General features: G+C 66.6%; 18 protein-coding genes. 7 read left to right on the top strand and 11 right to left on the bottom strand.

Annotation, left to right across the window (positions count from 1 at the left end):
- Positions 1 to 4: 4 nt before the first annotated feature.
- From QO010_RS20600 to QO010_RS20590, 3 genes are read right to left on the bottom strand one after another with little or no spacing between them, the layout of a single operon-like run.
- Positions 5 to 1,777: an ABC-three component system protein gene (locus QO010_RS20600; RefSeq protein WP_307352363.1), complete on the bottom strand. Its 1,773-nt coding sequence runs from the start codon at positions 1,775 to 1,777 to the stop codon at positions 5 to 7.
- Positions 1,774 to 2,022: an ABC-three component system middle component 6 gene (locus tag QO010_RS20595; protein WP_307352361.1), complete on the bottom strand. Its 249-nt coding sequence runs from the start codon at positions 2,020 to 2,022 to the stop codon at positions 1,774 to 1,776. The genes QO010_RS20600 and QO010_RS20595 overlap by 4 nt, the downstream gene beginning before the upstream one ends.
- A complete protein-coding gene (locus QO010_RS20590; protein WP_307352359.1) occupies positions 2,019 to 2,912 on the bottom strand; it encodes an ABC-three component system protein in 894 nt (297 codons plus the stop codon). The genes QO010_RS20595 and QO010_RS20590 overlap by 4 nt, the downstream gene beginning before the upstream one ends.
- A gap of 422 nt (positions 2,913 to 3,334) precedes the next feature.
- Here QO010_RS20590 and QO010_RS20585 point away from each other — a divergent pair, with 422 nt between their 5' ends.
- On the top strand, positions 3,335 to 4,432 hold the full coding sequence (locus tag QO010_RS20585; RefSeq protein WP_307352357.1) for an alkene reductase: 1,098 nt from the start codon (positions 3,335 to 3,337) through the stop codon (positions 4,430 to 4,432).
- 65 nt (positions 4,433 to 4,497) lie between these two features.
- Positions 4,498 to 5,142 carry a glutathione S-transferase family protein gene (locus tag QO010_RS20580; RefSeq protein WP_307352356.1) on the top strand — a complete coding sequence of 215 codons (645 nt, stop codon included), beginning with the start codon at positions 4,498 to 4,500 and terminating at the stop codon, positions 5,140 to 5,142.
- A 199-nt stretch (positions 5,143 to 5,341) separates the two neighbouring features.
- Here the strand turns inward: QO010_RS20580 and folE are convergent, their stop codons facing one another.
- Positions 5,342 to 5,974 (bottom strand): GTP cyclohydrolase I FolE, encoded by a 633-nt coding sequence (folE, locus tag QO010_RS20575; protein ID WP_307352354.1) that lies wholly within the window; start codon positions 5,972 to 5,974, stop codon positions 5,342 to 5,344.
- Positions 5,975 to 6,142: 168 nt separating this feature from the next.
- On the opposite strand from folE, the gene cysS reads away from it, so the two are divergent.
- On the top strand, positions 6,143 to 7,519 hold the full coding sequence (cysS, locus tag QO010_RS20570; protein WP_307352352.1) for a cysteine--tRNA ligase: 1,377 nt from the start codon (positions 6,143 to 6,145) through the stop codon (positions 7,517 to 7,519).
- Here the strand turns inward: cysS and QO010_RS20565 are convergent.
- On the bottom strand, positions 7,516 to 9,168 hold the full coding sequence (locus QO010_RS20565; RefSeq protein ID WP_307352350.1) for an amidohydrolase: 1,653 nt from the start codon (positions 9,166 to 9,168) through the stop codon (positions 7,516 to 7,518). The genes cysS and QO010_RS20565 overlap by 4 nt on opposite strands.
- Before the next feature lie 489 nt (positions 9,169 to 9,657).
- On the opposite strand from QO010_RS20565, the gene rpmB reads away from it, so the two are divergent.
- On the top strand, positions 9,658 to 9,954 hold the full coding sequence (gene rpmB / locus QO010_RS20560) for a 50S ribosomal protein L28 (protein ID WP_307352348.1): 297 nt from the start codon (positions 9,658 to 9,660) through the stop codon (positions 9,952 to 9,954).
- Between the two features lie 222 nt (positions 9,955 to 10,176).
- Here rpmB and QO010_RS20555 read toward each other — a convergent pair whose 3' ends face one another.
- The 3 genes from QO010_RS20555 to cobT are packed head-to-tail and all read right to left on the bottom strand — an operon-like array spanning position 10,177 to position 14,236.
- Positions 10,177 to 11,316 carry an L-lactate dehydrogenase gene (locus QO010_RS20555; protein ID WP_307352345.1) on the bottom strand — a complete coding sequence of 380 codons (1,140 nt, stop codon included), beginning with the start codon at positions 11,314 to 11,316 and terminating at the stop codon, positions 10,177 to 10,179.
- A complete protein-coding gene (locus tag QO010_RS20550) occupies positions 11,313 to 12,284 on the bottom strand; it encodes an esterase-like activity of phytase family protein (protein ID WP_307352343.1) in 972 nt (323 codons plus the stop codon). Before QO010_RS20550 ends, QO010_RS20555 begins: the two co-directional genes overlap by 4 nt.
- Positions 12,285 to 12,295: 11 nt before the next feature.
- Complete coding sequence (cobT, locus tag QO010_RS20545) at positions 12,296 to 14,236, bottom strand: cobaltochelatase subunit CobT (RefSeq protein ID WP_307352341.1); 1,941 nt, start codon at positions 14,234 to 14,236, stop codon at positions 12,296 to 12,298.
- A 104-nt stretch (positions 14,237 to 14,340) separates the two neighbouring features.
- Between cobT and QO010_RS20540 the strand changes: the two genes are divergently transcribed.
- Positions 14,341 to 14,520: a DUF1328 domain-containing protein gene (locus QO010_RS20540; RefSeq protein WP_307352340.1), complete on the top strand. Its 180-nt coding sequence runs from the start codon at positions 14,341 to 14,343 to the stop codon at positions 14,518 to 14,520.
- Between the two features lie 50 nt (positions 14,521 to 14,570).
- On the opposite strand, the gene QO010_RS20535 is transcribed toward QO010_RS20540, so the two are convergent.
- Both QO010_RS20535 and QO010_RS20530 read right to left on the bottom strand, forming a co-directional pair.
- Complete coding sequence (locus QO010_RS20535; RefSeq protein ID WP_307352338.1) at positions 14,571 to 16,046, bottom strand: hypothetical protein; 1,476 nt, start codon at positions 16,044 to 16,046, stop codon at positions 14,571 to 14,573.
- An 84-nt stretch (positions 16,047 to 16,130) separates the two neighbouring features.
- On the bottom strand, positions 16,131 to 17,297 hold the full coding sequence (locus QO010_RS20530; protein WP_307352336.1) for a DUF3089 domain-containing protein: 1,167 nt from the start codon (positions 17,295 to 17,297) through the stop codon (positions 16,131 to 16,133).
- 195 nt (positions 17,298 to 17,492) lie between these two features.
- Between QO010_RS20530 and QO010_RS20525 the strand changes: the two genes are divergently transcribed.
- On the top strand, positions 17,493 to 18,446 hold the full coding sequence (locus tag QO010_RS20525; RefSeq protein WP_307352335.1) for an alpha/beta fold hydrolase: 954 nt from the start codon (positions 17,493 to 17,495) through the stop codon (positions 18,444 to 18,446).
- Here QO010_RS20525 and QO010_RS20520 read toward each other — a convergent pair.
- On the bottom strand, positions 18,443 to 20,125 hold the full coding sequence (locus QO010_RS20520; RefSeq protein ID WP_307352333.1) for a sensor histidine kinase: 1,683 nt from the start codon (positions 20,123 to 20,125) through the stop codon (positions 18,443 to 18,445). The genes QO010_RS20525 and QO010_RS20520 overlap by 4 nt on opposite strands.
- 108 nt (positions 20,126 to 20,233) lie before the next feature.
- On the opposite strand from QO010_RS20520, the gene QO010_RS20515 reads away from it, so the two are divergent.
- Complete coding sequence (locus QO010_RS20515; RefSeq protein WP_307352332.1) at positions 20,234 to 20,914, top strand: TorF family putative porin; 681 nt, start codon at positions 20,234 to 20,236, stop codon at positions 20,912 to 20,914.
- Positions 20,915 to 21,012 lie beyond the last annotated feature (98 nt).

Below are 21,012 nucleotides of genomic sequence, written 5' to 3'. Positions count from 1 at the left end.
GGAACTAGTCGAACCTAAACCCAAACAGTCCACCTGTTTCCGTCTGGTCGGACAGGCGGGTGGGGAGAACGACCTTTTCTCTTTCTACGTCATCGGGCAGCGGCAGACGGTCAAAGACGTCCGAATTCATCGTGACGATGTACTGCAGACCCAAACCCGCTGTCGCTCGCTGACCAAGTTCGAACGCCGCAGCAATTTGGCGTTCATCAACGCCATCAAAAAGATGGCTGTCATGTATCAAGAATCCAGGCCCACCCAAATGCTTAGTGACCAGACCAAAAAGCATGAGATCGAAGCAGTAGACCTCCATGTTGGATATTCCACCCCCACGATCACCCTCAATGTGAATTCGGAACTCGGGCCCGTTTTCGGTGGCTTCGACAACCAGCCCCCCTGTCCGGTCGTCGTAGAGGTCGGAGATTGTCTCGGCCACGTGTACGACGGCTTCATCCAAGAGATCTTTGCGCGCGTGGTGGTCGGCCTGGAGCCTGAGCTTGATGTTGGTGCGATCAAGCTTCAGTTGGGTGGATTCTCCCTCTAGTAACTCGGCGGCTTTGAAGCGTTCCCCGAGGGAAGCTGCAATGGCTTCGAGTTCGGCCAGTTGACGCTGTAGAGTTAAGAAATCCTCCAAGGCCCCTTTTCCTTCAAGGGTTCTAAGAATCTCGCTCCGCTCGGCCGAGAATGCCGCAAGGCGGCTATCCGCTGACGCTAACGCACGACTTGTTTCGTCGATCTCCTGTTGAAGGTGAGCCTTTCTGTTTGAGACAACAGACGCATGGAAACGTTGCACCTCCTCAAATCGCCTCAAAGCTACGCCCGGTAATTCTATACCCACGGCAGCATACAGGCGCTCCAAGTCCGATTGCGCTGGCGGGGTCTCACCCGCAAGCGCTTCGAGCAAATGGTTCAAAGTTTCATAGCGGCTCACTATTTCCCGATTGATCGCTTGAATCTCAGTCTTTGCGCGTGCTGCTCTGCGAGACAGGTCACGATACGAGTCAAGAACTTCGAAACTCGCTAGTTGGTCCCGCAGCGACTGGGCTTTGCGTTGTGCGACTATTAGCTGGGGTCTCAGCTCGGCTACCGTACCAACGACATCTCCCAGGGCTCCCCCCTTCGCCGCTTTCCGGAGTTCATCGAGCATGCCCTCGCGTGCTCTAACCTTATTGAGATCGAAGGGGATATGCCAGTCCAAGCCAAGCATATAGGATACATTGACCTGCCAGTCCCAGCGCTGTTGTTGCTCAGCGGTGCGTTCGCAGTGGAGAATTGCCCCGGGTCCTCTGCGAGCAAAGTAAGAGATCATCGACCGGAAGGACGGAGTGAAGGACTCATCAAACTCAGTGCCCTTCACGTCTGAAGGGAGATCGAACATAGCGAACCCCAAGTAGGTCTTCCAATTGGTGTTCGAGGTGCATGGTAGGCCAAATTCTCTATCGACTTTCAGCGTCAAGCCGAGCCGGTCCTCTCCACCCTCCAGAATGAAAATTTGAGAAGGCGCCGCTCCACTTCGCCGAACTTTTATCAGCCGCCCGTCTACTCTAAATGAGCCTGTGAAGCTCTGATCGATAAGCGCCTTCGTACGAAACAACGAATCTGGTTTGCAATCCGCGCCCAGGAGAAAATGGATAATTTCAATAATGCTCGTTTTGCCCGCGCTATTTCGCGTCTGCTTGTTTGTTGATTGTGGAGATGTTTCCGCGAGCACTACATTCAAGCCTTCGCGAAAATGCACGGTCTTGAAGGAATCGATCGAGCTTTCAATTGTTAATATCATGGCGCGTTCGTCGCGGTGACTATGCCCCGGTGCAATTCAATGGCGGAGATTGCGAACAGGAAACTCAAGCCAAGTACGAACCAGTCGAATGACAGAGGAGCCGATTGCGTATCGGAATTGCGGGCAGTTCGGACCTTCTCCCATAGTTCCGAGACGGTCGTTTCTTCGCCTAGGTGCGAGAGAACCTCAGCGCCGACGCCAAGAAGCGCCCTGTCCTCGCGTAGGTGCTTGCCAGGCAAAATCATGCAGTAGCCTCGGAGGGGGCATCTTCAAATATGTCGCAGCTCTCGAAAAGGTAAGCCAGGAGCGCCTGGGCGGCGACCTGTCTCTGGGGCGTCGACTCACCCGGCCCAGTCACCATGACGTAGAGCGCGTACATGATCGCAGCGGGCTCCAGGAGCTGCGCTTTCAGGTACTGGTATCGCCCTTGGAAAGCGCCGGCCAGCGTTTCTCCCAGCATCGGATTATGGTGCTTTGCGATATAGTCGCGAACGTGATGCGCATTCTGCCATCCGCCGGCAATCAGCGATCGCCAATGGCCGGGGAGCTTGTTCAATTCAAGCTTGTCCACCGGTACTGGCTTGATTGGCTTTGAACCCGCTGTGACAGCATCTGCAGCCGCAGCGACCGCCGCGACCAGATCGCGCAATTCGGGCAACTGCATGCTGACCGCATCCTGATTAGTGACGACGGGGCCGACGAAATTTTCGATGTCGTCCTTTGGAAGTTTGAAGAGCCGTTCGATAAATCCCTCGAAGCCGATAAAGCCAAATTTAAGATTTGGATTGGCCTTCTTGAGGGCTTCAAGCTTCTCGACGGCGTGAACAGGCAGCCCGTCCACTATATTGTGGACCATGTGCCATTCCTTCATAATATGCGGAAGCTTCTGCTTAGCTTTCTCAAAATCCTCATCCATTTTCTCGATGAGTGATTCTACCTTGCCTTTATCTCCGCCGAGGGCGCCGTAACATTGGAATACTTTTCCGTCAGAGATGAGATAACCGTCACAACCCTTGTCGCCTAAGCTCCCAAAGGGGCGGACGCGGACAAAATCGTCCCCGTGTAGTCTAGCCATAAGGCGGGAAAATAGGTCCTGAAAGGCGTCGCCGCTCGCTTGGCGAAGCTTGAGCTCCATTCCAATTCGCCACCAATAGTGTTCGTTCGAGTTCATCCGATCACGCGCATCTGACGGTCGAGTTTCCTCGACTACGAGATGTGTCCAGGTGCGCCCCTCTCCCCAGTTGTGAAACAGGTATCCTAATTTCGACAACCAGCACCAGAACAAATCAAGCCCCTCGGCTGGCGGCCCTAGACCGGAGGCAGAGCGCTGCGTTCGCTGCTGGACGAACCCACGCTTTTTTCGACCGCAAGCCAACGGCCGCTGCCCCTACTCCATCACAAAGCCCGGAAAATGCTGCCGCAACGCCCGGTCCGTCTTGAATGCTCCCAGAAAAGGCGCGGTGTTCGTCCTCAAGTCGCCGCTCCCTCCCCATCCCCTCTGGACTGACCCAACGTCCCCCCGCCCAACCTGCCTCCGCCACAGTCCGGAGCGCCCCGATGACCGACCTCTTCGATCCCTGCGAATTCAACGGCCTGCGCTTGCAGAACCGCATCGCCCTCTCGCCGCTCACCCGCACGCGGTCGAACGAGGCCGGGGAGGCTGGGGCGTTGCAGGCGCTCTACTATGCCCAGCGGGCGTCGGCGGGGCTGTTGATCACCGAGGCGACGCCGGTGGCGGCCGGGGGGCGGGGCGGGCCCAATATTCCGGGGCTGTGGAGCGACGACCAGGTCGCCGGCTGGCGGCAGGTGACCGACGCGGTGCATGAGCGGGGCGGGACGATTTTCTGCCAGCTCTGGCACGCCGGGCGGCTCAGCCACTCCTCGCTGGGGGGCGGGGCGGCGCCGATCGCGCCCTCGGCCATGACGCAGCCGGGGCAGTTCTTCACGCTGGCGGGGCCCGTGCCCTATGAGGAGGCGCGGGCGCTGCGGACCGACGAGATGCCGGATATCGTGGCGATGTTCGCGAGCGGCGCCCGGCGGGCCAAGGCGGCGGGGTTCGATGGGGTGGAGCTGCACGCCGCCCACAGCTATCTGATCGACGCCTTCCTGCGCGACATGACCAACAGGCGGACCGACGCCTATGGCGGCTCGGTCGAGAACCGGGCGCGGCTGCTGGTCGAGGTGCTGGAGGCCCTTGTCGCGGTGTGGGGCGGGGCGCGGACGGCGGTGCGGCTGGCGCCCATCGGCCATGCCTATGGGGCCTGGGACAGCGATCCCGAGCCGCTGTTCACCCATGTCGTCGAGCGGCTCAACGACCTGGGGGTCGGCTGGCTGGACCTGGTGGAGGGCGACACCGGCATCTCGCGCACCGCCGAGCCGGGGTTCGACCTGCGGAAACTGCGGCGGCTGTTCAAGGGGGTGACGATCGCCAATAACCTCTATGACCGCGAGCTGGCCATCGCGGCGCGGGCGGCGGACAGCGCCGACCTCATCGCCTTTGGCCGGCCGTTCATCGGCAATCCCGACCTGGTCGAGCGCCTGCGCCGCGGCGCGCCCCTGACCGTCGCCGACCCGCGCGGCTATTACGGCGGCGGGGCGCGGGGCTACACCGACTTCCCCACCCTGGAGGAAGAGGCGGCCGCCGCGGCCGGCTAAACCGGTTGCATTTACGTATCGGTTTGGGGAATGATGCGATCCGCGCTCAGGGAGGAGAGGCGGACATGATCACTTTATGGGGCGAAGGCCGGGGGTTCCGGGTCTCCTGGCTGCTGGAGGAGATGGGGCTGGCCTACCGGCTGCGGGACGTCGACCTGCTGGTCGGGGCCGAGAACGACCCCGAGTTCATGGCCATGAACCCCGCCGGCTTCATCCCGGTGCTGCAGGACGGCGAGGCCGTCATGGTCGAGTCGATCGCCATCATGGAATATCTGATGGCCAGGTATGGGCCCACGCCCCTGGCGGTGGACCCACGGGATCCGACCTTCCACCTCTACCAGCAGTTCCTGCACCTGGGTGAAGCGGGCCTGGCGGGCTTCATCTTCATCGCCGTGATGACCCGTATCGTCGCCCCGGAGGCCGACAAGGACAACTGGAGCACCCGCGAGTCTGTGAAGCTGTTCGAGGCCCGGCGGCGGCTGGTGACGCGCCAGCTGGCCCGCACGCCCTACATGGCGGGCGAGGCGTTCACGGCGGCGGATATCTCGGTGACCTATGCGCTGGAGTTCGCCAAGCGGAGCGGGTTCGCCACGCTGGGCGAGGCGGAGCAGGCCTATGTGGCGCGGACGACGGCGCGCGAGGGGTATCGGCGGGCGATGCAGACCTGTCACGCCACGCGGGGGTGGGTTGAGAGTTTGGCCAACCCCTAACTTCTCCCAAATCCTCACCCGGAGGGGGAGGGGGACCGCCCCGTAGGGGTGGTGGAGGGGGTTGCCGTGGTTTCCACGGTGGTGGGATCGCTCAGCCGATCCGCCGCGCCTCTTCCGGAACGGTGAAAGTCACACAGACCCCCTCCACCATGCTCCGCATGGTCCCCCTCCCCCTCCGGGTGAGGATTTTCTAGAGGGATTACCCCCGGTTCACGAAGTCCAGGAACCGCTGCTGCAGCGCCCGGTCGGTCTTGAAGACGCCGACGAACTGGGTGGTGATGGTGGTCACGTCGCGGTGGTGGACGCCGCGGGTGGTCATGCACTGGTGGGCCGCGTCGATCAGGACGGCGACGCCGGCGGGTTTGAGGCTGTCGCAGATGGCGTCGGCGATCTGCTGGGTCATGGTTTCCTGGGTCTGCAGGCGGCGGGCGAAGATTTCGACCACCCGGGCGATCTTGCTGATGCCGACCACGCGGTTGGTCGGCATGTAGGCCACGAAGGCCTTGCCCAGGAAGGGCGCCATGTGGTGCTCGCAGTGGCTCTCCACCTCGATGTTGCGCAGCATGACGATGTCGTCATAGCCCTGCACGTCCTCGAAGGTGCGGCTGAGTTCCTTGGCCGGGTCGGCGCTGTAGCCGTTGAACCATTCGCCATAGGCGTCGACGACCCGCTTGGGGGTGTCGAGCACGCCTTCGCGGCGGGGATCGTCGCCGGACCAGGCGATCAGGGTGCGCACGGCGGCCATGGCCTCCTCGCGCGTGGGGCGCTTGACGGGGTCAAGATCAAGATCGGCGCGGCCGACCAGGGTTCGCTCGCGGTTGATAGCGTCCATTGTCACGGAGGGGGTCTTTCCAGGGCTGAGTTGCGCCGGAACGCCTGTCGTTCCGGAATGACGCGTGCCACCCTTTCACTTTGCCCGGAGGGTGTTTCTTCCAGGGCAACCAACGCTATATGGGACCAACTCCGCTCCCGGCAACCTTTCCCGTAACGTCACCCACCCATGAATCTTCGACTCTATGACACCATGGCCCGCGAGAAGCGGCCCTTCGTCCCCGCCAATCCGGACCGGGTGACGATGTATGTCTGCGGGCCGACGGTCTATGGCTTCGCCCATATCGGCAACGCCCGGCCGGTGGTGGCGTTCGACGTGCTGTTCCGTTTGCTGCGCCACATCTATGGCGCCGAGCATGTGATCTACGCCCGCAACGTCACCGACGTGGACGACAAGATCAACGCCAAGGCCGCCGCCGAGGGTGCGCCGATCCGCACCATCACCGACCGCTACCTGGCCGCCTATCACGCCGACATGGACGGCCTGCTGGCCCTGCGCCCCAGCCTCGAGCCGCGCGCCACCGACTTCGTGGCCCAGATGGTGGCGATGATGGAGGACCTGATCCATCGGAACGGCGCCTACGTGGCCGAGGGCCATGTGCTGTTCGACACCCAGGCGGCCGTGGACTACGGCGCGCTGTCGGGCCGCTCGCTGGACGACATGATCGCCGGCGCCCGGGTCGAGGTCGCCCCCTACAAGCGCCACCCCGCCGATTTCGTGCTGTGGAAGCCCTCGAAGGAGGGCGAGCCCGCCTGGCCGTCCCCCTGGGGGGATGGCCGGCCCGGCTGGCACAGCGAGTGCTCGACCATGATCGAGGAGGTCCTGGGCCTGCCGATCGACATCCACGGCGGCGGCATCGATCTGGTGTTTCCCCACCACGAGAACGAGCTGGCCCAGGCCAGATGCGGCCATCCGGGCCAGGAGTTCGCCCGGTTCTGGATGCACAACGGCTTCCTCGACATGGCCGGGGAGAAGATGTCGAAGTCGCTGGGCAACGTCATCATCCCGCATGACCTGCTCAAGGTCTATCCGGGCGAGGTGCTGCGCTGGGCCCTGCTGTCGGCCCATTACCGCCAGCCGCTGGACTGGACCGAGGAACTGATCGACCAGAGCCGCAAGGCGCTGGACCGGCTCTACGGCGTGCTGCGCCGGGTGATGGATGTGCAGGCCAACGACGTCGGGCCGCCGAACGCCTTCCTCGAGGCGCTGAGCGATGACCTCAACAGCCCCAAGGCCATCGCTGAGCTGTTTGCGTTGGGCAAGGCGCTTGAAACGGCGGACGAGGCCGACCGGCCGCGCCTGAAAGGCGAACTGCTGGCCGCCGCGAACCTGATGGGCTTCCTGGCCGCCGATCCCGACGCCTGGTTCGAAGGCGGCGACGCCGGCCTGAAGACCCAGGTCGAGGCCCTGCTGGCCCGCCGCGTCGAAGCCCGCACCGCCAAGGACTGGCCCGCCGCCGACGCCATCCGCGCCGAGCTGGACGCGCTGGGCGTGGTGGTCATGGACTCCGCCACCGGGGCGACCTGGCGGATGAAGGACGTCTAGCGTCTGTAGACCACCCGCCCGTCGACAATCGTCAGCACCGCCCGGGCCTTGAGGATGTCGGCCTCGGGGACGGTCATGATGTCCTTGGAGAACGCGGTGACGTCGGCCCGCTTGCCGACCTCCAGCGTGCCCAGCTCATCGTCGCGGAACACCGCATAGGCCGGGGCCCAGGTCAGCATGCGCAGGGCCTGCTCGCGGCTGACCCGCTGGTTCAGGCCCCAGTCGGGGCCGGCGAAGCCCTTGAGGTCGCGCCTCGCCACGGCGGCGTAGAACTCGATCAGCGGGTCGCCCTTCTCCACCGGGGCGTCGGAGCCGGCGCAGATCACCGCCCCGCTATCCAGCAGGCTCTTCCAGGCATAGGCGCCGACCAGCCGATCGGGCCCCAGGCGGGCAGGGGCGAAGTAGAGGTCGCCGATGGCGTGGCTGGGCTGCATGGAGGCTATGACGCCCAGCTGGGCGAAGCGGGGGATGTCGGCGGGGTCGAGAATCTGGCTGTGCTCGATCCGCCAGCGGCGACTGGTGTCGCCGGCCAGGGCCTCCTGGTACCAGTCCAGGGTCAGGCGGTTGCCGCGGTCGCCGATGGCGTGCATGGCGACCTGGGCCTTCACGGCGATGGCCTGTTTGAGGATGGGCAGGGTCTTGTCGTGGTCCGAGAGCAGCAGGCCGGAGATGTCGGGCCGGTCGCTGTAGGGCTTGAGCAGGGCCGCGCCGCGCGAGCCCAGGGCGCCGTCCATGTAGAGCTTGATGCCGCGCACCCGCACCCGGCCGCTGGCGTCCTCGAACGGCCCGCGCTTGAGGACCTCGCCGGCGTCCTCCGGCTGCATGAAGTTGTCGGTGCGGATCGGCAGGGCGCCCTCGGCGGCCAGGCTGTTCAGGGACGCGATGTCGATGGCCGAGACGCTCACATTGTCGACGCCGGTCCAGCCACGCTCGGCATAGACCCTGGAGCCGACCGCCAGGGCCTGGCGGATGGAGGCGGGGGAGGGGGCCGGCAGCCTGGCGTCCATCAACCCCATGGCGTTGTCGATCAGCATGCCGGTCGGCTCGCCCTTGGCGTCGCGCTCGATGCGGCCGCCGGAGGGGTCGGGGGTGTCGCGGGTGACGCCCGCCAGCTTCAGGGCCGCCGAGTTGGCGACCAGGGCGTGGCCGTCGGCCCGATACAGCACCACCGCCCGGCCCGGGACCACGGCGTCGAGATCTTGGCGAGTGGGGAAGCGGTTTTCCGGCCAGTGGGTCTCGATCCAGCCCCGGCCCTGGATCGGCTCGGTCCCCGGATGGGTCTTGTCCCAGGCCTCCACCCTCTTGGCCAGGGCCGCCGCCGAGGGCGTCCCCTCTAGGTTCAGGGTCAGTTCCCGCAGGCCGATATAGGTCAGGTGAGCATGGGCGTCGACGAAGCCGGGGAAGGCCGCCGCGCCCTTCAGGTCGATGGTCTTGGCGCCGCCGGCCGCCGCCCGCGCGCCGGCCAGGTCGCCGACATAGGCGATGCGGCCGTCCTTGATCACTATCGCCTGGGCCAGAGGCGCGCCCGCTACGCCAGTGTGGATCGGCCCGCCATAGATCAGAAGGCCGCCGTCATTCTTGGGCAGGGGGGCGGCCGACAGGGTGACGGCGGCGCCCAGCGCGGCCAGCAGTTTCAGCGCGGACGACATGATCTTAACTCCGGGGAATCGGTCGGGCGGGGGCAGGTTAACGCCGCTGGCGAAAGCTGGCGAACAGGCACGAAACGAATCAGGACCGAATCAGTGACGTCGCCCGATTCAGCCTTTGTTCACCCCAACCTATTGTATCTTAACGTGGATTAACCACAATTGGCATTTCGGACGACGGGGGCGGCTTTGATCAGGCTGAGCAATGATACCAAGGGCTATGTGCTGACCGCCGTAGTTGTCGTGGGACTATTGGTCCTGCTCTGCGGCATGGTGTGGCTCTCGGCCCATCGGCCCAAGGAGCCGGCTTTCCCCCCGGAATTTCGCTGCGAACATATCGGCGACGCCGAGATCTGCCAGCGAGTCCGGCCGCCATCGCCGCCAACCCCGCCTCGCAAGCCTTGACGCCCCGACCCCCCTTGGCCTATATCGCCGCTCCCGCGCGGGAGTCCGACTGCCGCGTGTCCGAATTCTTTTTGAAGGTCGCCTGCTATGTCGCGCCGCTGCGAGCTCACTGGTGTTGGTCCGATGGTCGGCCACAACGTCAGCCACTCGAACATCAAGACCAAGCGCCGCTTCCTGCCGGCCCTGTCTCCCGCCACCCTGCAGTCCGACGCCCTGGGCCAGGCCTTCCGCCTGCGCATCAGCAACGCCGCCCTGCGCACCCTGGACTTCCGGGGCGGCCTGGACGCCTTCCTGACCAAGGCCAAGGACGAGGACCTCTCGCCCCGCGCCCTGAAGATCAAGAAGCAGGTCAAGGCCAAGCTGGCCGCGCAAGCCGCCGCCTAGGTCTGGCTGCATCGATGTTTTGAAAAGGCCGGCGGAAACGCCGGCCTTTTTTATTCCTCGCCCGTTGGGCGAGGGGGACCACGAAGTGGTGGAGTGGGCTCTGGGGAACACACGGCGTTTCAAGCACGCCCATTCCGGCAGCGCCTGATCCGGCAACACCGTGTGCTCCCAAGAGCCCACTCCGTCGGCTTCGCCGCCACCTCGCCCAAGGGGCGAGGAATTTTAAGCCAGCATCTCCCGCCCAGCGTTCCTGACGTCCGTGCACCCGGTCAACGCCATGGCCATCATCATCTCCTGGCGCATCACCGACAGCATGTGGGCCACCCCCGGCCCGCCGCGCGCCGCCAGGGCGAAGGCCCAGTTCCGGCCGAGGAAACAGCCCTTGGCCCCGCTGGCCAGCGCCTTGACCACGTCCAGGCCCGAGCGCACCCCGCCGTCCATCAGCACGGTCATGTCGTCGCCCACGGCCTCGGCGATGGCCGGGAGGGCGCCGATGCCGCTCATGACGCCGTCCAGCTGGCGGCCGCCGTGGTTGGAGACCACGATCCCATCGACGCCCCTCGCCCTGGCCTCGCGGGCGTCCTCGGCGTCGAGCACGCCCTTGAGGACCAGCGGGCCCTTCCAGTGCTCGCGCACCCATTCCAGGTCGTCCCAGGTCAGGGTGGGGTCGAAGTTCTTCACCACCCAGGGCCAGAACTCCATGATCCCCTTGGCCTCAGGGATGGCGGCGGCGACGTTGCCGAAGGTCAGCGGCCCGCCACGGACCATGACGTCGAGCAGCCAGTCGGGATGGGTGACGCCGTCCCAGGCGCGCTTGAGGCCTTTGAATGGCGAACTTCCGCCGAACAGGCCCGAACGAACGTCGCGATAGCGGGCCCCGGGCACGGGCAGGTCGACGGTCAGCACCAGCACGGGGCTGCCCACCGCCGCGACGCGGGCCAGCAGGGCCTCCATGTAGCCGCGATCCTTGATGACATAGAGCTGGTACCAGGGCGCCGCCCCGGCCGCCTTGGCCACCTCCTCGACGTCGCAGACCGACAGGGTCGAGAGGCACATCGGCACCCCCGCCCCCTGCGCCGCCCGCGCCGCCTGGGCCTCGCCCCGGCGGGCGTACATGCCGGCCATGCCGATAGGCGAGAGCACCACGGGCATGGAGAGGGGCTGACCGAACAGCTCGGTGGCCAGGTTGATCCGGGAGACGTCGCGCAGCACCCGCTGGCGCAGGGCCAGGGCCTCAAAGTCCTCGACATTGCGGCGAAGGGTGGTCTCGGCATAGCTGCCGCCGTCGACATAGTCGAACAGCACCTTGGGAATGCGCCGCCGCGCCAGCTCGCGATAGTCGCTGGCGCAGGCGGGGGTCATGGGTTCGGCGTCCAGTCGAAGGCCATCATCAGCGTCCGCTCCCGCGCATCGAAATTGTCGTCGGCGAGGATGAAGATGCGGATGCCGCCGGCCGCGTTGCTCACCACCGCCGCGCCCTCGAAATTGTCGCGGGTGTAGGGGGCGGCCAGGGTGAAGCTGTCGATCACCCGGGGCTTGGTGCGGGGATCGACGATGATGGAGACGATGAGCCGGACGCCGCGCACCGCGTCGAAGGCCCGGTGCAGGATGACGATCGAGCCGTCCTGGAAGGGCGAGACGGCGGTCAGGCCGAACGCCTGGTCCTGTTGGCGCTCGGCGGGAATGGAAACGCAGGCGCCGGCCAGGCGGCAGACCCACATCTCGCCCTCCTCGCCGCCGACGATATAGGCGTCCGGCGCGAAGCTGGGATACTGGCTCAGCGCCTCCATGCCCTCGTTGGCCGAGAACAGGGTGGCGGGCTTGGGGACGGCGCGGGGCGGGCCGCCGGCGGCGGGATAGAGCCAGATGCGATGGTCCTGCTCGAAACTGACCAGCCGGTCGCCGTTGGGCATCACCGCCAGGCCCTCGGCGTCGCCCTGCTCCTTGCCCTGCAGCGGCTTGCCGTCGAGGCCGGTGAGGGGCTCGAGCTTGCCGTCGGTCAGGCCGGTGAAGCGGCCGGCGGCGTCGACCTGAAGCTTGGCCTGGAAGAAGTCGCCCTCGTCGCTGATGGCCATGACCGTGCCGTCGGGCAGGATCTTCAGGTCAGACAGGCCGTGCAGGCGGCTGGTCTGGTCGCTGGTCAGCGCCACGCCGCCGGCATAGACGAACCGGCCGATACGGTCCTGGTCCGGCTTGTCGGGATTGAGCGGAACCGGCGTCGAAACCAGGCTGATCCCGTTGCCGGCCGGAACCGGCGCGGGCGGCGTCGCCGGCGGGCTGGCGCAGGCGGCCAGCGCGAAGGCGAGGACCAGTCCCGCGAAACGCCTCATCCCCCAATACGTCATCCCATCGCCTCGGCGACCTTGCGGGGGCTGGTGGCGCGCAGGCCGCCGGCCGGTCCGCCCTGCACGGTAGGCGGCGGGGCCAGCAGGCCGCGCACCTTGGCGGCGCGCTTGGGGTCTTCATCGAACATGGCGGCCAGCTGCTCGACCAGCACCCCGCCCAGCTGCTCGACATCGACGATGGTCACCGCGCGGCGATAATAGCGGGTGACATCGTGGCCGATGCCGATGGCCAGCAGCTCGACCGAGCTACGGTTCTCGATGTCGGAGATGACGCTGCGCAGGTGGCGCTCCAGATAGTGGCCGCTGTTGACCGACAGGGTGGAGTCGTCGACCGGGGCGCCGTCGGAGATGACCATCATGATCCGCCGCTGCTCGGGCCGGCCCGCCAGCCGCTGGTGGGCCCACATCAGGGCCTCGCCGTCGATGTTTTCCTTCAGCAGGCCCTCGCGCATCATCAGGCCCAGGTTCTTGCGGGCCCGTCGCCAGGGGGCGTCGGCGGCCTTGTAGACGATGTGGCGCAGGTCGTTGAGCCGGCCGGGGGCGCTGGGCTTGCCGGCTTTGATCCAGTCGTCGCGGCTGAGGCCGCCCTTCCAGGCTCTTGTGGTGAAGCCCAGGATCTCGGTCTTGACCGCGCAGCGTTCCAGGGTGCGGGCCAGGATGTCGGCGCAGACGGCGGCGACCATGATCGGCCGGCCGCGCATCGAGCCGGAATTGTCGATCAGGATGGTGACCACCGTGTCGCGGAACTCGGTGTCCTGCTCTTCCTTGAAGGAGAGGGGGGCGGTCGGATCGACGATGACCCGGGTCAGGCGGGCGACGTCGAGGATGCCCTCCTCCAGATCGAAGCTCCAGGCGCGGTTCTGCTGGGCCAGCAGGCGCCGCTGCAGCTTGTTGGCCAGGCGGGAGACGACGCTGGAGAGGCTGGCCAGCTGCTGGTCGAGATAGGCTCTGAGGCGCGTCAGCTCCTCGGGATCGCACAGCTCCTCGGCCGAGACGATCTCGTCATGGGCGGCGGTGAACACCTTGTAGGGCGGCTCGGGGGCGCCGCTGTCCTTGGGGTCGGGCCGGGCGGGCTTGGAGCCGTCGCCCATCTCGGGCGCCTCGTCGCTCATCTCCGCTTCGTCGTCGTCCTGGACCTCGGTGGTCTGTTCCTCGCCGTCCTCGCTGTCGCGGTCGGAGGCTTCGGTGTCCTGCATGGACGAGCCCTCGGGGGAGTCCCCTTCGCCCTCGCCCTCGTCGTCCTGGCCCTCGCTCTGCTCCTGGTCGTCGCTGTCGTCCTCGGAGTCCTCGGTGGCGTCGGCGTTGTCGTCGCCCATGTCCAGGTCGCGCAGGATGGCGCGGGTCACCTTGGCGAAGGCGGCCTGGTTGTCGAGGTTGGCGCTGAGGCGGTCCAGGTCCGCGCCGGCCTTGGCCTCGACCTCGTCGCGGAAACTGTCGACCAGGGAGCGGGCGATCTCGGGCGGCTTGTCGCCGGTCAGCCGCTCGCGGACCATCAGGGCCAGGACGTCGGCCATCGAGGCGTTGGTGCGGTCGGCGGTGCGGGCCAGGCCCTTGCGCTCCAGCGCCTGTTCCAGGACGGCGGTCAGGTTCTTGCGCACCCCGCCCAGATTGTTGGCGCCGATGGCCTCGATCCGCGCCTGTTCCAGCGCCTCATAGACCGCCTGGCCCTGCGGCGAGGCGGGGCGGGCGCGGTTATGGGCGGCCGGGTCGTGGTGCGACAGGCGCAGGGCCATCTGGTCGGCCAGGCCGCGGATGCGGGCCGCCTCGGCCGGTGACATGTCGCGCGAAGGATGGGGCAGCACGGCCCGCTTGCCCGACAGCGAGGGCCCATCGCCCGAGAACACGACCTCCAGGTCCGGCGTTTCGGCCAGGGAGCGCGCGGCGTGGGCCAGGGCGCGCTTGAAGGGTTCGATGGGGCTCTCGGGCTTGTTGGCCATGGCAATTCCTTAGCCCGCCCGGCCAAGGGATTCCACCGCTTCGGAACACAGGACGCTCCAGTCGCGTTGCTTGGACAGGAATTCACATCCGGAAGGATCGTCAGATGCTGAAATGGGCCCTGATCTTCGCGATCGTCGCCATCGTGGCCGGCCTGCTTGGCTTCACCGGCATCGCCGGCGCGGCCGCCGGGATCGCCAAGATCCTGTTCTTCCTGTTCGTGGTCGGCTTCCTGATCTTCCTGGCGCTGGGCACGTTCGCCGCCAAGAAAATCAGCGGCAACTAGCTTCGCCGCAGGAGACGATGAGGCCGGGCCCAGCGCCCGGCCTTTTTCGTTCAGCTGACGACATACAGGTCCTTGTCGAGGTCCACCGGATCGACGGCCTTGACCAGCGCGGTTTTCAGCCAGGGCTGCGGCTTGTAGTCCTTGCCGTCCTTTTTCGCATAGGCGCCGACATAGGGCATCATCAGGGTGGTGTCGGTGACCTTCGGCGTCCATCCGTCCGGCGCCAGGAACACCGTGGTTCCGCGCTTTTCGCTGTAGGGCGAGGCGCCCAGCGTGCCGATGTTCCAGACCGTGGCGTTGGCCGTGCCCAGGTCGTCCATGTGGCGGTCGCCCCCGGTCAGGCCCTGCTGCTGCCAGCCTTCCGACTGCAGGAAGGTGTTGTAGTCGCCCAGGGTGACCCCGCCGTCGCCATCGATCACCGTGGCGCTGACCATGAAGGCGTCGAGCAGCCCGGTCGGCATCGTCGGCCCGTCCGGCGTGGCGACGACCTGGCCCGGCATCAACTCGCCATCGATATTGAGATAGTACCAGCCGGCGTTGTTCCAGCCGCCGTCGACGTAGTGGGAGCTGCCCAGATCGTTGCCGCGCACGATCGGCTCCTTGACGAAATAGTCGAAGAAGTCCGCAGCGGCGGTGTAGCTCTTGTGGATCGCCTCCATATCCTGCCGGGCGCAGATCTGCACGATATGGGCGCCGGAGGCGATCAGGGTGAGGAAGCGCTCGACGGTGCTCTCGCTCCAGTCGCCGCCGCTCTTGTAGAAGCCCAGCCGCACATAGCCTTTCAGGTTGAAGACCTGGGGCGGCCCATCGGCGTGGACGCTGAGCACCGGCAGCCAGAGACTGGGCTTCTGCTTCTGGATGAAGGTTCGCAGGGTGTTGATCAGCACCTGGTCCGCCCCCGGACAGGCGGCCGGGCCGTTGTTCAGCCAGTAGTCCTTGAACAGGCCGACGATCCGGCTGAACTGGCCGCCGGTGAAGTCGGCATAGAAGGCCGGGGGCGCGTCGTCGGCGTCCCAGTGGTTGGTGACGCCCTTGCCCGCCGCCGCGACGACCGCAGCCGAGCGGACCCTGGGGTCGAACATCGCGTTGATGAAGTCGGCGAAGACGTAGGGATAGGTGTCGGCGTAGTGCATCGGCTTGCTGGTCAGGTCGATCGCATAGCCATGCGCCGCCTGGTCCACCGTCAGGCCCGGATAGGCGGTCGCGGTGATGTTCACCAAGCCGCCCGGCGCCGGGTTCGTGTGATATCCGAGCACGTAGTTGTCGGGCGCGGACGGATAGATGAAGGGTCTCATCGTCTTGCCCTCCTGCTTGAGGGCTATCCTGATCTCGAACGGCGTGCCGTTCCTGCCGCTGTTGAAGTAGAGCGACACCACGCCCGGGCTCGACATCGGCAGCACCGTGCCGCTGAAGACCGCCAACTGACCCGGCCCGATCGAACCGGACGACGCGCGCAGCACCGACGTCGAGCCGACATAGAGTGTCTTGCTGGTCGCATTGACCAGCGTCAGGGTCACTGGATCCATGGCGCTCAACCCCCCCCAGGCTACACGCGGGAGGCTAAGTCATCGGAGAAACCACCGCAACGCTATCGGTCGGCGCGGGCGCCGTTATTTCGACGTCCAGGCCTTGGCCTGCTGGCCGGCGATGTCGATCTGGTCGCCCATCCCCAGGTTGCTGTCGATGAGGTGCAGGCCCCAGTCCTTCTGGATGACGCCCATGACCACCACATCGCCGGCTATGGTGTCGGTGCGGGCGTCGGCCGGGTCGCCGTGGACAGTGACCGCCAGGTAGCTGAAGCCGTCCTTGTTGACGCATTCAGCCGAGACCAGGCCCGGCGTGGAGACGAAGACGGTGTCGATGGTCTTGCCCTTGGCCCAGACCGTCTCGGCGTTGCCGGCGCCAGAGCTGGCCCGATTGGTGAAGTAGGGTCGCAGCAGGCCTTTGCCCCCGGCCAGGGCGCCGGGATTCACACAGGCGGCGCTGGAGTCGGCGCTATCGACCTTGCCGAACCGGCTGGAGGCCGGCGGCGGGCTGTCGGCGCGGAACGACACATAGGAGATCAGGCAGCCGGTCTGGCTGGCGCTGTTGCACAGCGGGATGGAGCCCCACATCCCGGTCCTGTTGCTGACCGGCACATTGGTCCCCAGCAGGATGGCCGAGACCATCAGCTTCTGGGCCGGCTTGCCGTCGATCTCGTTTTCGATGAGCGCGCGCAGCACGCCCGAGCCCTGGCTGTGGCCGATCAGGATGACGCCCCGGCCCTTGTTCTCGTTGGCCAGGTACCAGTTCCAGGCGTCGCGCACGTCGTTGTAGCCCAGGAAGCGGTCGGCCGGGATCGGCTTGCCGGTCATGAAGCCACGCAGGGCGGTCAAGGTGAACTGCCGGTACAGCGGCGCGAACGGCCGGCAGACGGCCCGGAACCGGGCGAACTGCACATAGGCGGCGGCCAGTTCCTCGCGATTGGCCGTCATGTCGCTGTTGCCGCCGGGGTCGTTGGAGACGGTCGGGTAGACGTAGAAGCAGTCGACCAGCGGCTTGTCCGCCGCCTTGAAAGGCTCCTTGGCCACGGCGCCGTCGGCCTGGACTACCGTGGCGGTCAGGTCCTGCGCGCAGGCGTCGTCGCGGCCCGGCAGGCAGAGCCAGGTCTTGGGGTCGGCATAGTCGTTCTTGGCAGGCGAGGTTGGGGCCGGCGTGGCCGGGGGTGTCTGCGTCCAGGCCGCCCCGGCCGCCAGCAGTCCAAGCCCCACTAGGGCGCCCGCGATCCAGGTGCGCATCATCGTCTCCCGCCATACCGTTTGTTCTGAAACGCCAGTGTGACGCCGCTCCGGCGGTCCGTCCAGAACATGAACCGTGGCCAACGGGCCGCTCGGCGAAGGTTAAGTGTTTTCAATGTTCAATGACCGCAACGCCCAACCGCTTGCGGCGTTGGTCAAGGGAACACACATCAGGGCTGTTCAAGGAGACGGAACGTGGCGAGGCGTAGACCCAAAGGGGTTCTGGAACTGGGATGGGCGGTGATCGAGAGCGCCGCGACCGGCCGCGCCGAGCACGTCCCGACGGACCAGATCTATCCCGAAGACGTCGTCCGCCGTATCGCCTTCCAGGCCGGCGGCGGCCATGGCTGGCGGATTTCCGCCCTCTCCACCCCGCGCGCCAAGGCGCCGCCGTGGAAGATCGTGGTGATCACCGGCGCGCCGTCCTGGGCCGAATACTGGGCCCCGGCCCTGGCCGCCCTGCCACAGGACCGCGAGATGATCGTCGTCGATCGTCCGGGCTTCGCCGGCAGCGAGCCGGTGGAATATGTCGGCGATATCCGGGTCCAGGCCCAGGCGCTGATGCCGCTGCTGGAAACCGCTCCGAACCAAAAGCTGCTGCTGGTCGGCCAGTCCTATGGCGCGGCCATCGCCGCCCTGATGGCCGCCAACCGTCCGGCCCGGCTGCAGGGCCTGGTGCTGCTGTCCGGCTTCTTCGGCGAGACCGGGCCCACCGGCCGCTGGCTGGTGGGGCTGGGCTCGAAACTGCTGAAATGGGCGCCCCGGCTGGTGCCGCGCGACCTGAAGAACGCCGTGCGCGAAGTGCGCGACCAGCATACCCAGCTCGACCACCTGCACGAGGCTCTGGCCCGGCTGCGGGTCCCGGTCCATGTCGTGCATGGCGACGCCGACGACTTCGCCCCCATCGAGACCGCCGAGCAGCTGGTCGCCGAGACCCGCACCCGCCGGCCGATGGCCTTCCGCAAGGTCGAGGGCGCCAATCACTTCTTCAACGACGGACCGGCCGAGATGGTGCTGGAGCTGATCGAGGACTGCCTGCCCAAGCCCGTCGACTGGAAGGGCCTGGGCGCGGCGACCTGGGCGGTGGTCAAGGCGCGGCTGCCCAGATTCTCGCGCGCCCGCGCCAAGCCCGCGGCCGCGACGGTCTAGGCGGCTTCGCGGGTCCGGACGGGTTGGGCCGGCAGGCTGAGGGTGAAGCAGGACCCTTCGCCCGGCCGGCTCTCCACCGTGATATCGCCGCCCAGCAGGACAGCCAGTTCGCGGGAAATGGCCAGGCCCAGGCCGCTGCCGCCCGCCTGGCGGGTGGCCGAGCCGTCGATCTGATTGAATTTGCCGAACAGTTCGCCCAGACGCTCGGGCGGGATGCCGACCCCGGTGTCGCGCACCTGGATTCGCAGGCCTTCGCCGTTGGCGGCGACGCTGACGGCCACCTCGCCCCGCGGGGTGAACTTGATGGCGTTGGAGATCAGGTTGCTCAGAATCTGCCGCAGCCGACCGGCGTCGGTGCGCCAGAGGCCATTGGCGGGCGGGTCGATCCGACAGCGGATCGCCAGCGCCTTGGCGGCGGCCATGCCCTCGAAGGCGGCGCAGGCGCCGCCGGCGACCGCGGCGACATCGACATCGTCCAGCGCGACCTCGAGCTTCCCGGCCTCGATCTTGGCCAGGTCGAGGACGTCGTTGAGCAGGGCCAGCAGGCTCTCGCCGGACTCGCGGACGATGCGCAGGTTGTCGCGCTGGCCTTCCGACAGCTCGCCCATGGCCATGACCTGGGCCATGCCCAGCACGCCGTTCATCGGGGTTCGGATCTCGTGGCTGATGTTGGCCAGGAATTGCGATTTGGCGACGCTGGCCGCCTCGGCGCGATCGCGGGCCTGGGTCAGGTCTTCCAGGGTTTGCGACAGGGCGGCCTGGTTGTTGGTGAGGGCGCGCAGCACCTTGGCGACGCGCAGCGCCAAGCCCGCCGCCGCCAGCAGGAAAATCGCCAGCACGCCCAGGATCGGCAGGGCCGCGGTCTGCAGCACTCCTGTGCCCGGCTGTTTGGGCCGCCAGGTCAGGGCAGCCAGCGGCGTGGACCCGTCCGGGCCGAGAATCTGCGCCTTGGTTCCCTGGTCGGGGCCGGCGCCGGGGATCAGTCGCATCCCGGAAATGCCGAGGTCCTGTTCGAGGCGGGCCAGGAAGGCCGGTCCGACGATCTGGGCCGAAACCACGACGGGGGTCGGCCCCGTCGGGCCCGGCGCGCCATCCTCCGGCACCACGGTGGAGGCGGTCGTCAGATAGAAGGCGTCGCCGGAACGGAGAACCGCTGTCGCGGTGGAAACGGAGTCGAAGCCGCCCTTCACCCGCCGCCCGCCGCTCAGCTTGTCGGCCTGGTCGCGGCGGACCCGCGCCACCAGAGGGGCGACGTCGCGGGCGAAATCGGCGCTGGCCTGGGTCGGCGCCTGCTTGCCGTCCTGCGAGGCGTAGATCAGCCGATCGGCCGGGTCGAAGAGGATGGTGCGGTCGTGATGCTGGTACTGGGCGTAATAGACCCCGAAATTGACGTCGATCCAGGGGAGGTCGAGTTTGGGTCCCGTGGCCTTGACCGCGTCGTTCCAGATCGAGGCGGAGGTGACGTCCTCGGTCACCCGGTCCAGGCGGCGAGCCAGGGTCCGCTGAACCAGGGCCTGTTCCTGCCGGGCCTGCACGGTGTCGATGGCGCCGGCGGAGAACAGCACCATGCCGGCCCCGGAGACCAGCACCACAGCCACCACCACGATCGCCCAGGCCAGGATTCGGGCCAGGGCGTGATGGGCGCTTTCGGAAGCGGGGGGGCTGGGGCGCTCGCGCATGGCGCCAGACTAGGCAGGTAAAGCTAACGGCTTTTGAAAACATCTGTGGACGGATTGCCGCACCTTTTTGAGTAACTTTCGTAACCCCGGCGAGGCCACAAAGGCGCCATGCGTCACCTTCTTCTCGCCCTGGCCTTCGCCGCGACTCCCGCCCTCGCTGTCTGTGAGGAAGCGGAATCGCCCTTCAGCGGCTCCATCGCCGTCGTCAGCGACTACCGCTATCGCGGCTATTCGCTGAGCGATGAACAGCCGGCTCTGCAGGCGGAACTGACCGTGACCTCGCCGGGCGGCTGGTATGCCGACGCCTGGACCTCGACCATCGACGAATATGCCGGGCCGGGCGACGCCCACGGCGCGACGGTGGAACTGGATTTCTCGTTCGGGCGCGGGTTCTCGGCCCTGGGCCTGGATTGGGACGCGGCCGCGGCGGTCTACACCTATCCCGGCGCATCGGGGCTCAGCTTCTGGGAGCTGCCGGTCTCGGCTTCGAAGATCTGGGGCGAGCTGACCGGCACGGCGGGCTTCGAATACGCCCCCGCCCAGTCCGCCCTGGGCGACGAGGACAACCGCTATGTCTACCTGGCCGCCGACTGGGCCCCGGAAAGCTGGCCGGTCAGCCTCAGCGCCGCCATCGGCCTGGAAGACGGCGCCTTCGCCGACAACAAGCTCGACTGGGCCCTGGGCGTCGCCCGCGACATCGGCCCGGTCAGCCTGCAGCTGCAGTATGTCGACGCCGACGCGCCCGGGATCGACGGCGCCGTGGTCGCCAGCCTGACCAAGGCGTTCTGACGCGCCCTAGGTCGTATCGACATTCAGGGATTCCCCTTTTGTGGGATGCCTGATTCATAGGGCTCCGTTCGATGGACGGAGCCCTTTCGATGTCGGTC

The organism is Caulobacter ginsengisoli, from assembly GCF_030814835.1.
GTDB lineage: Bacteria > Pseudomonadota > Alphaproteobacteria > Caulobacterales > Caulobacteraceae > Caulobacter > Caulobacter ginsengisoli.
This window is presented reverse-complemented; position numbering and strand designations above follow the sequence as displayed.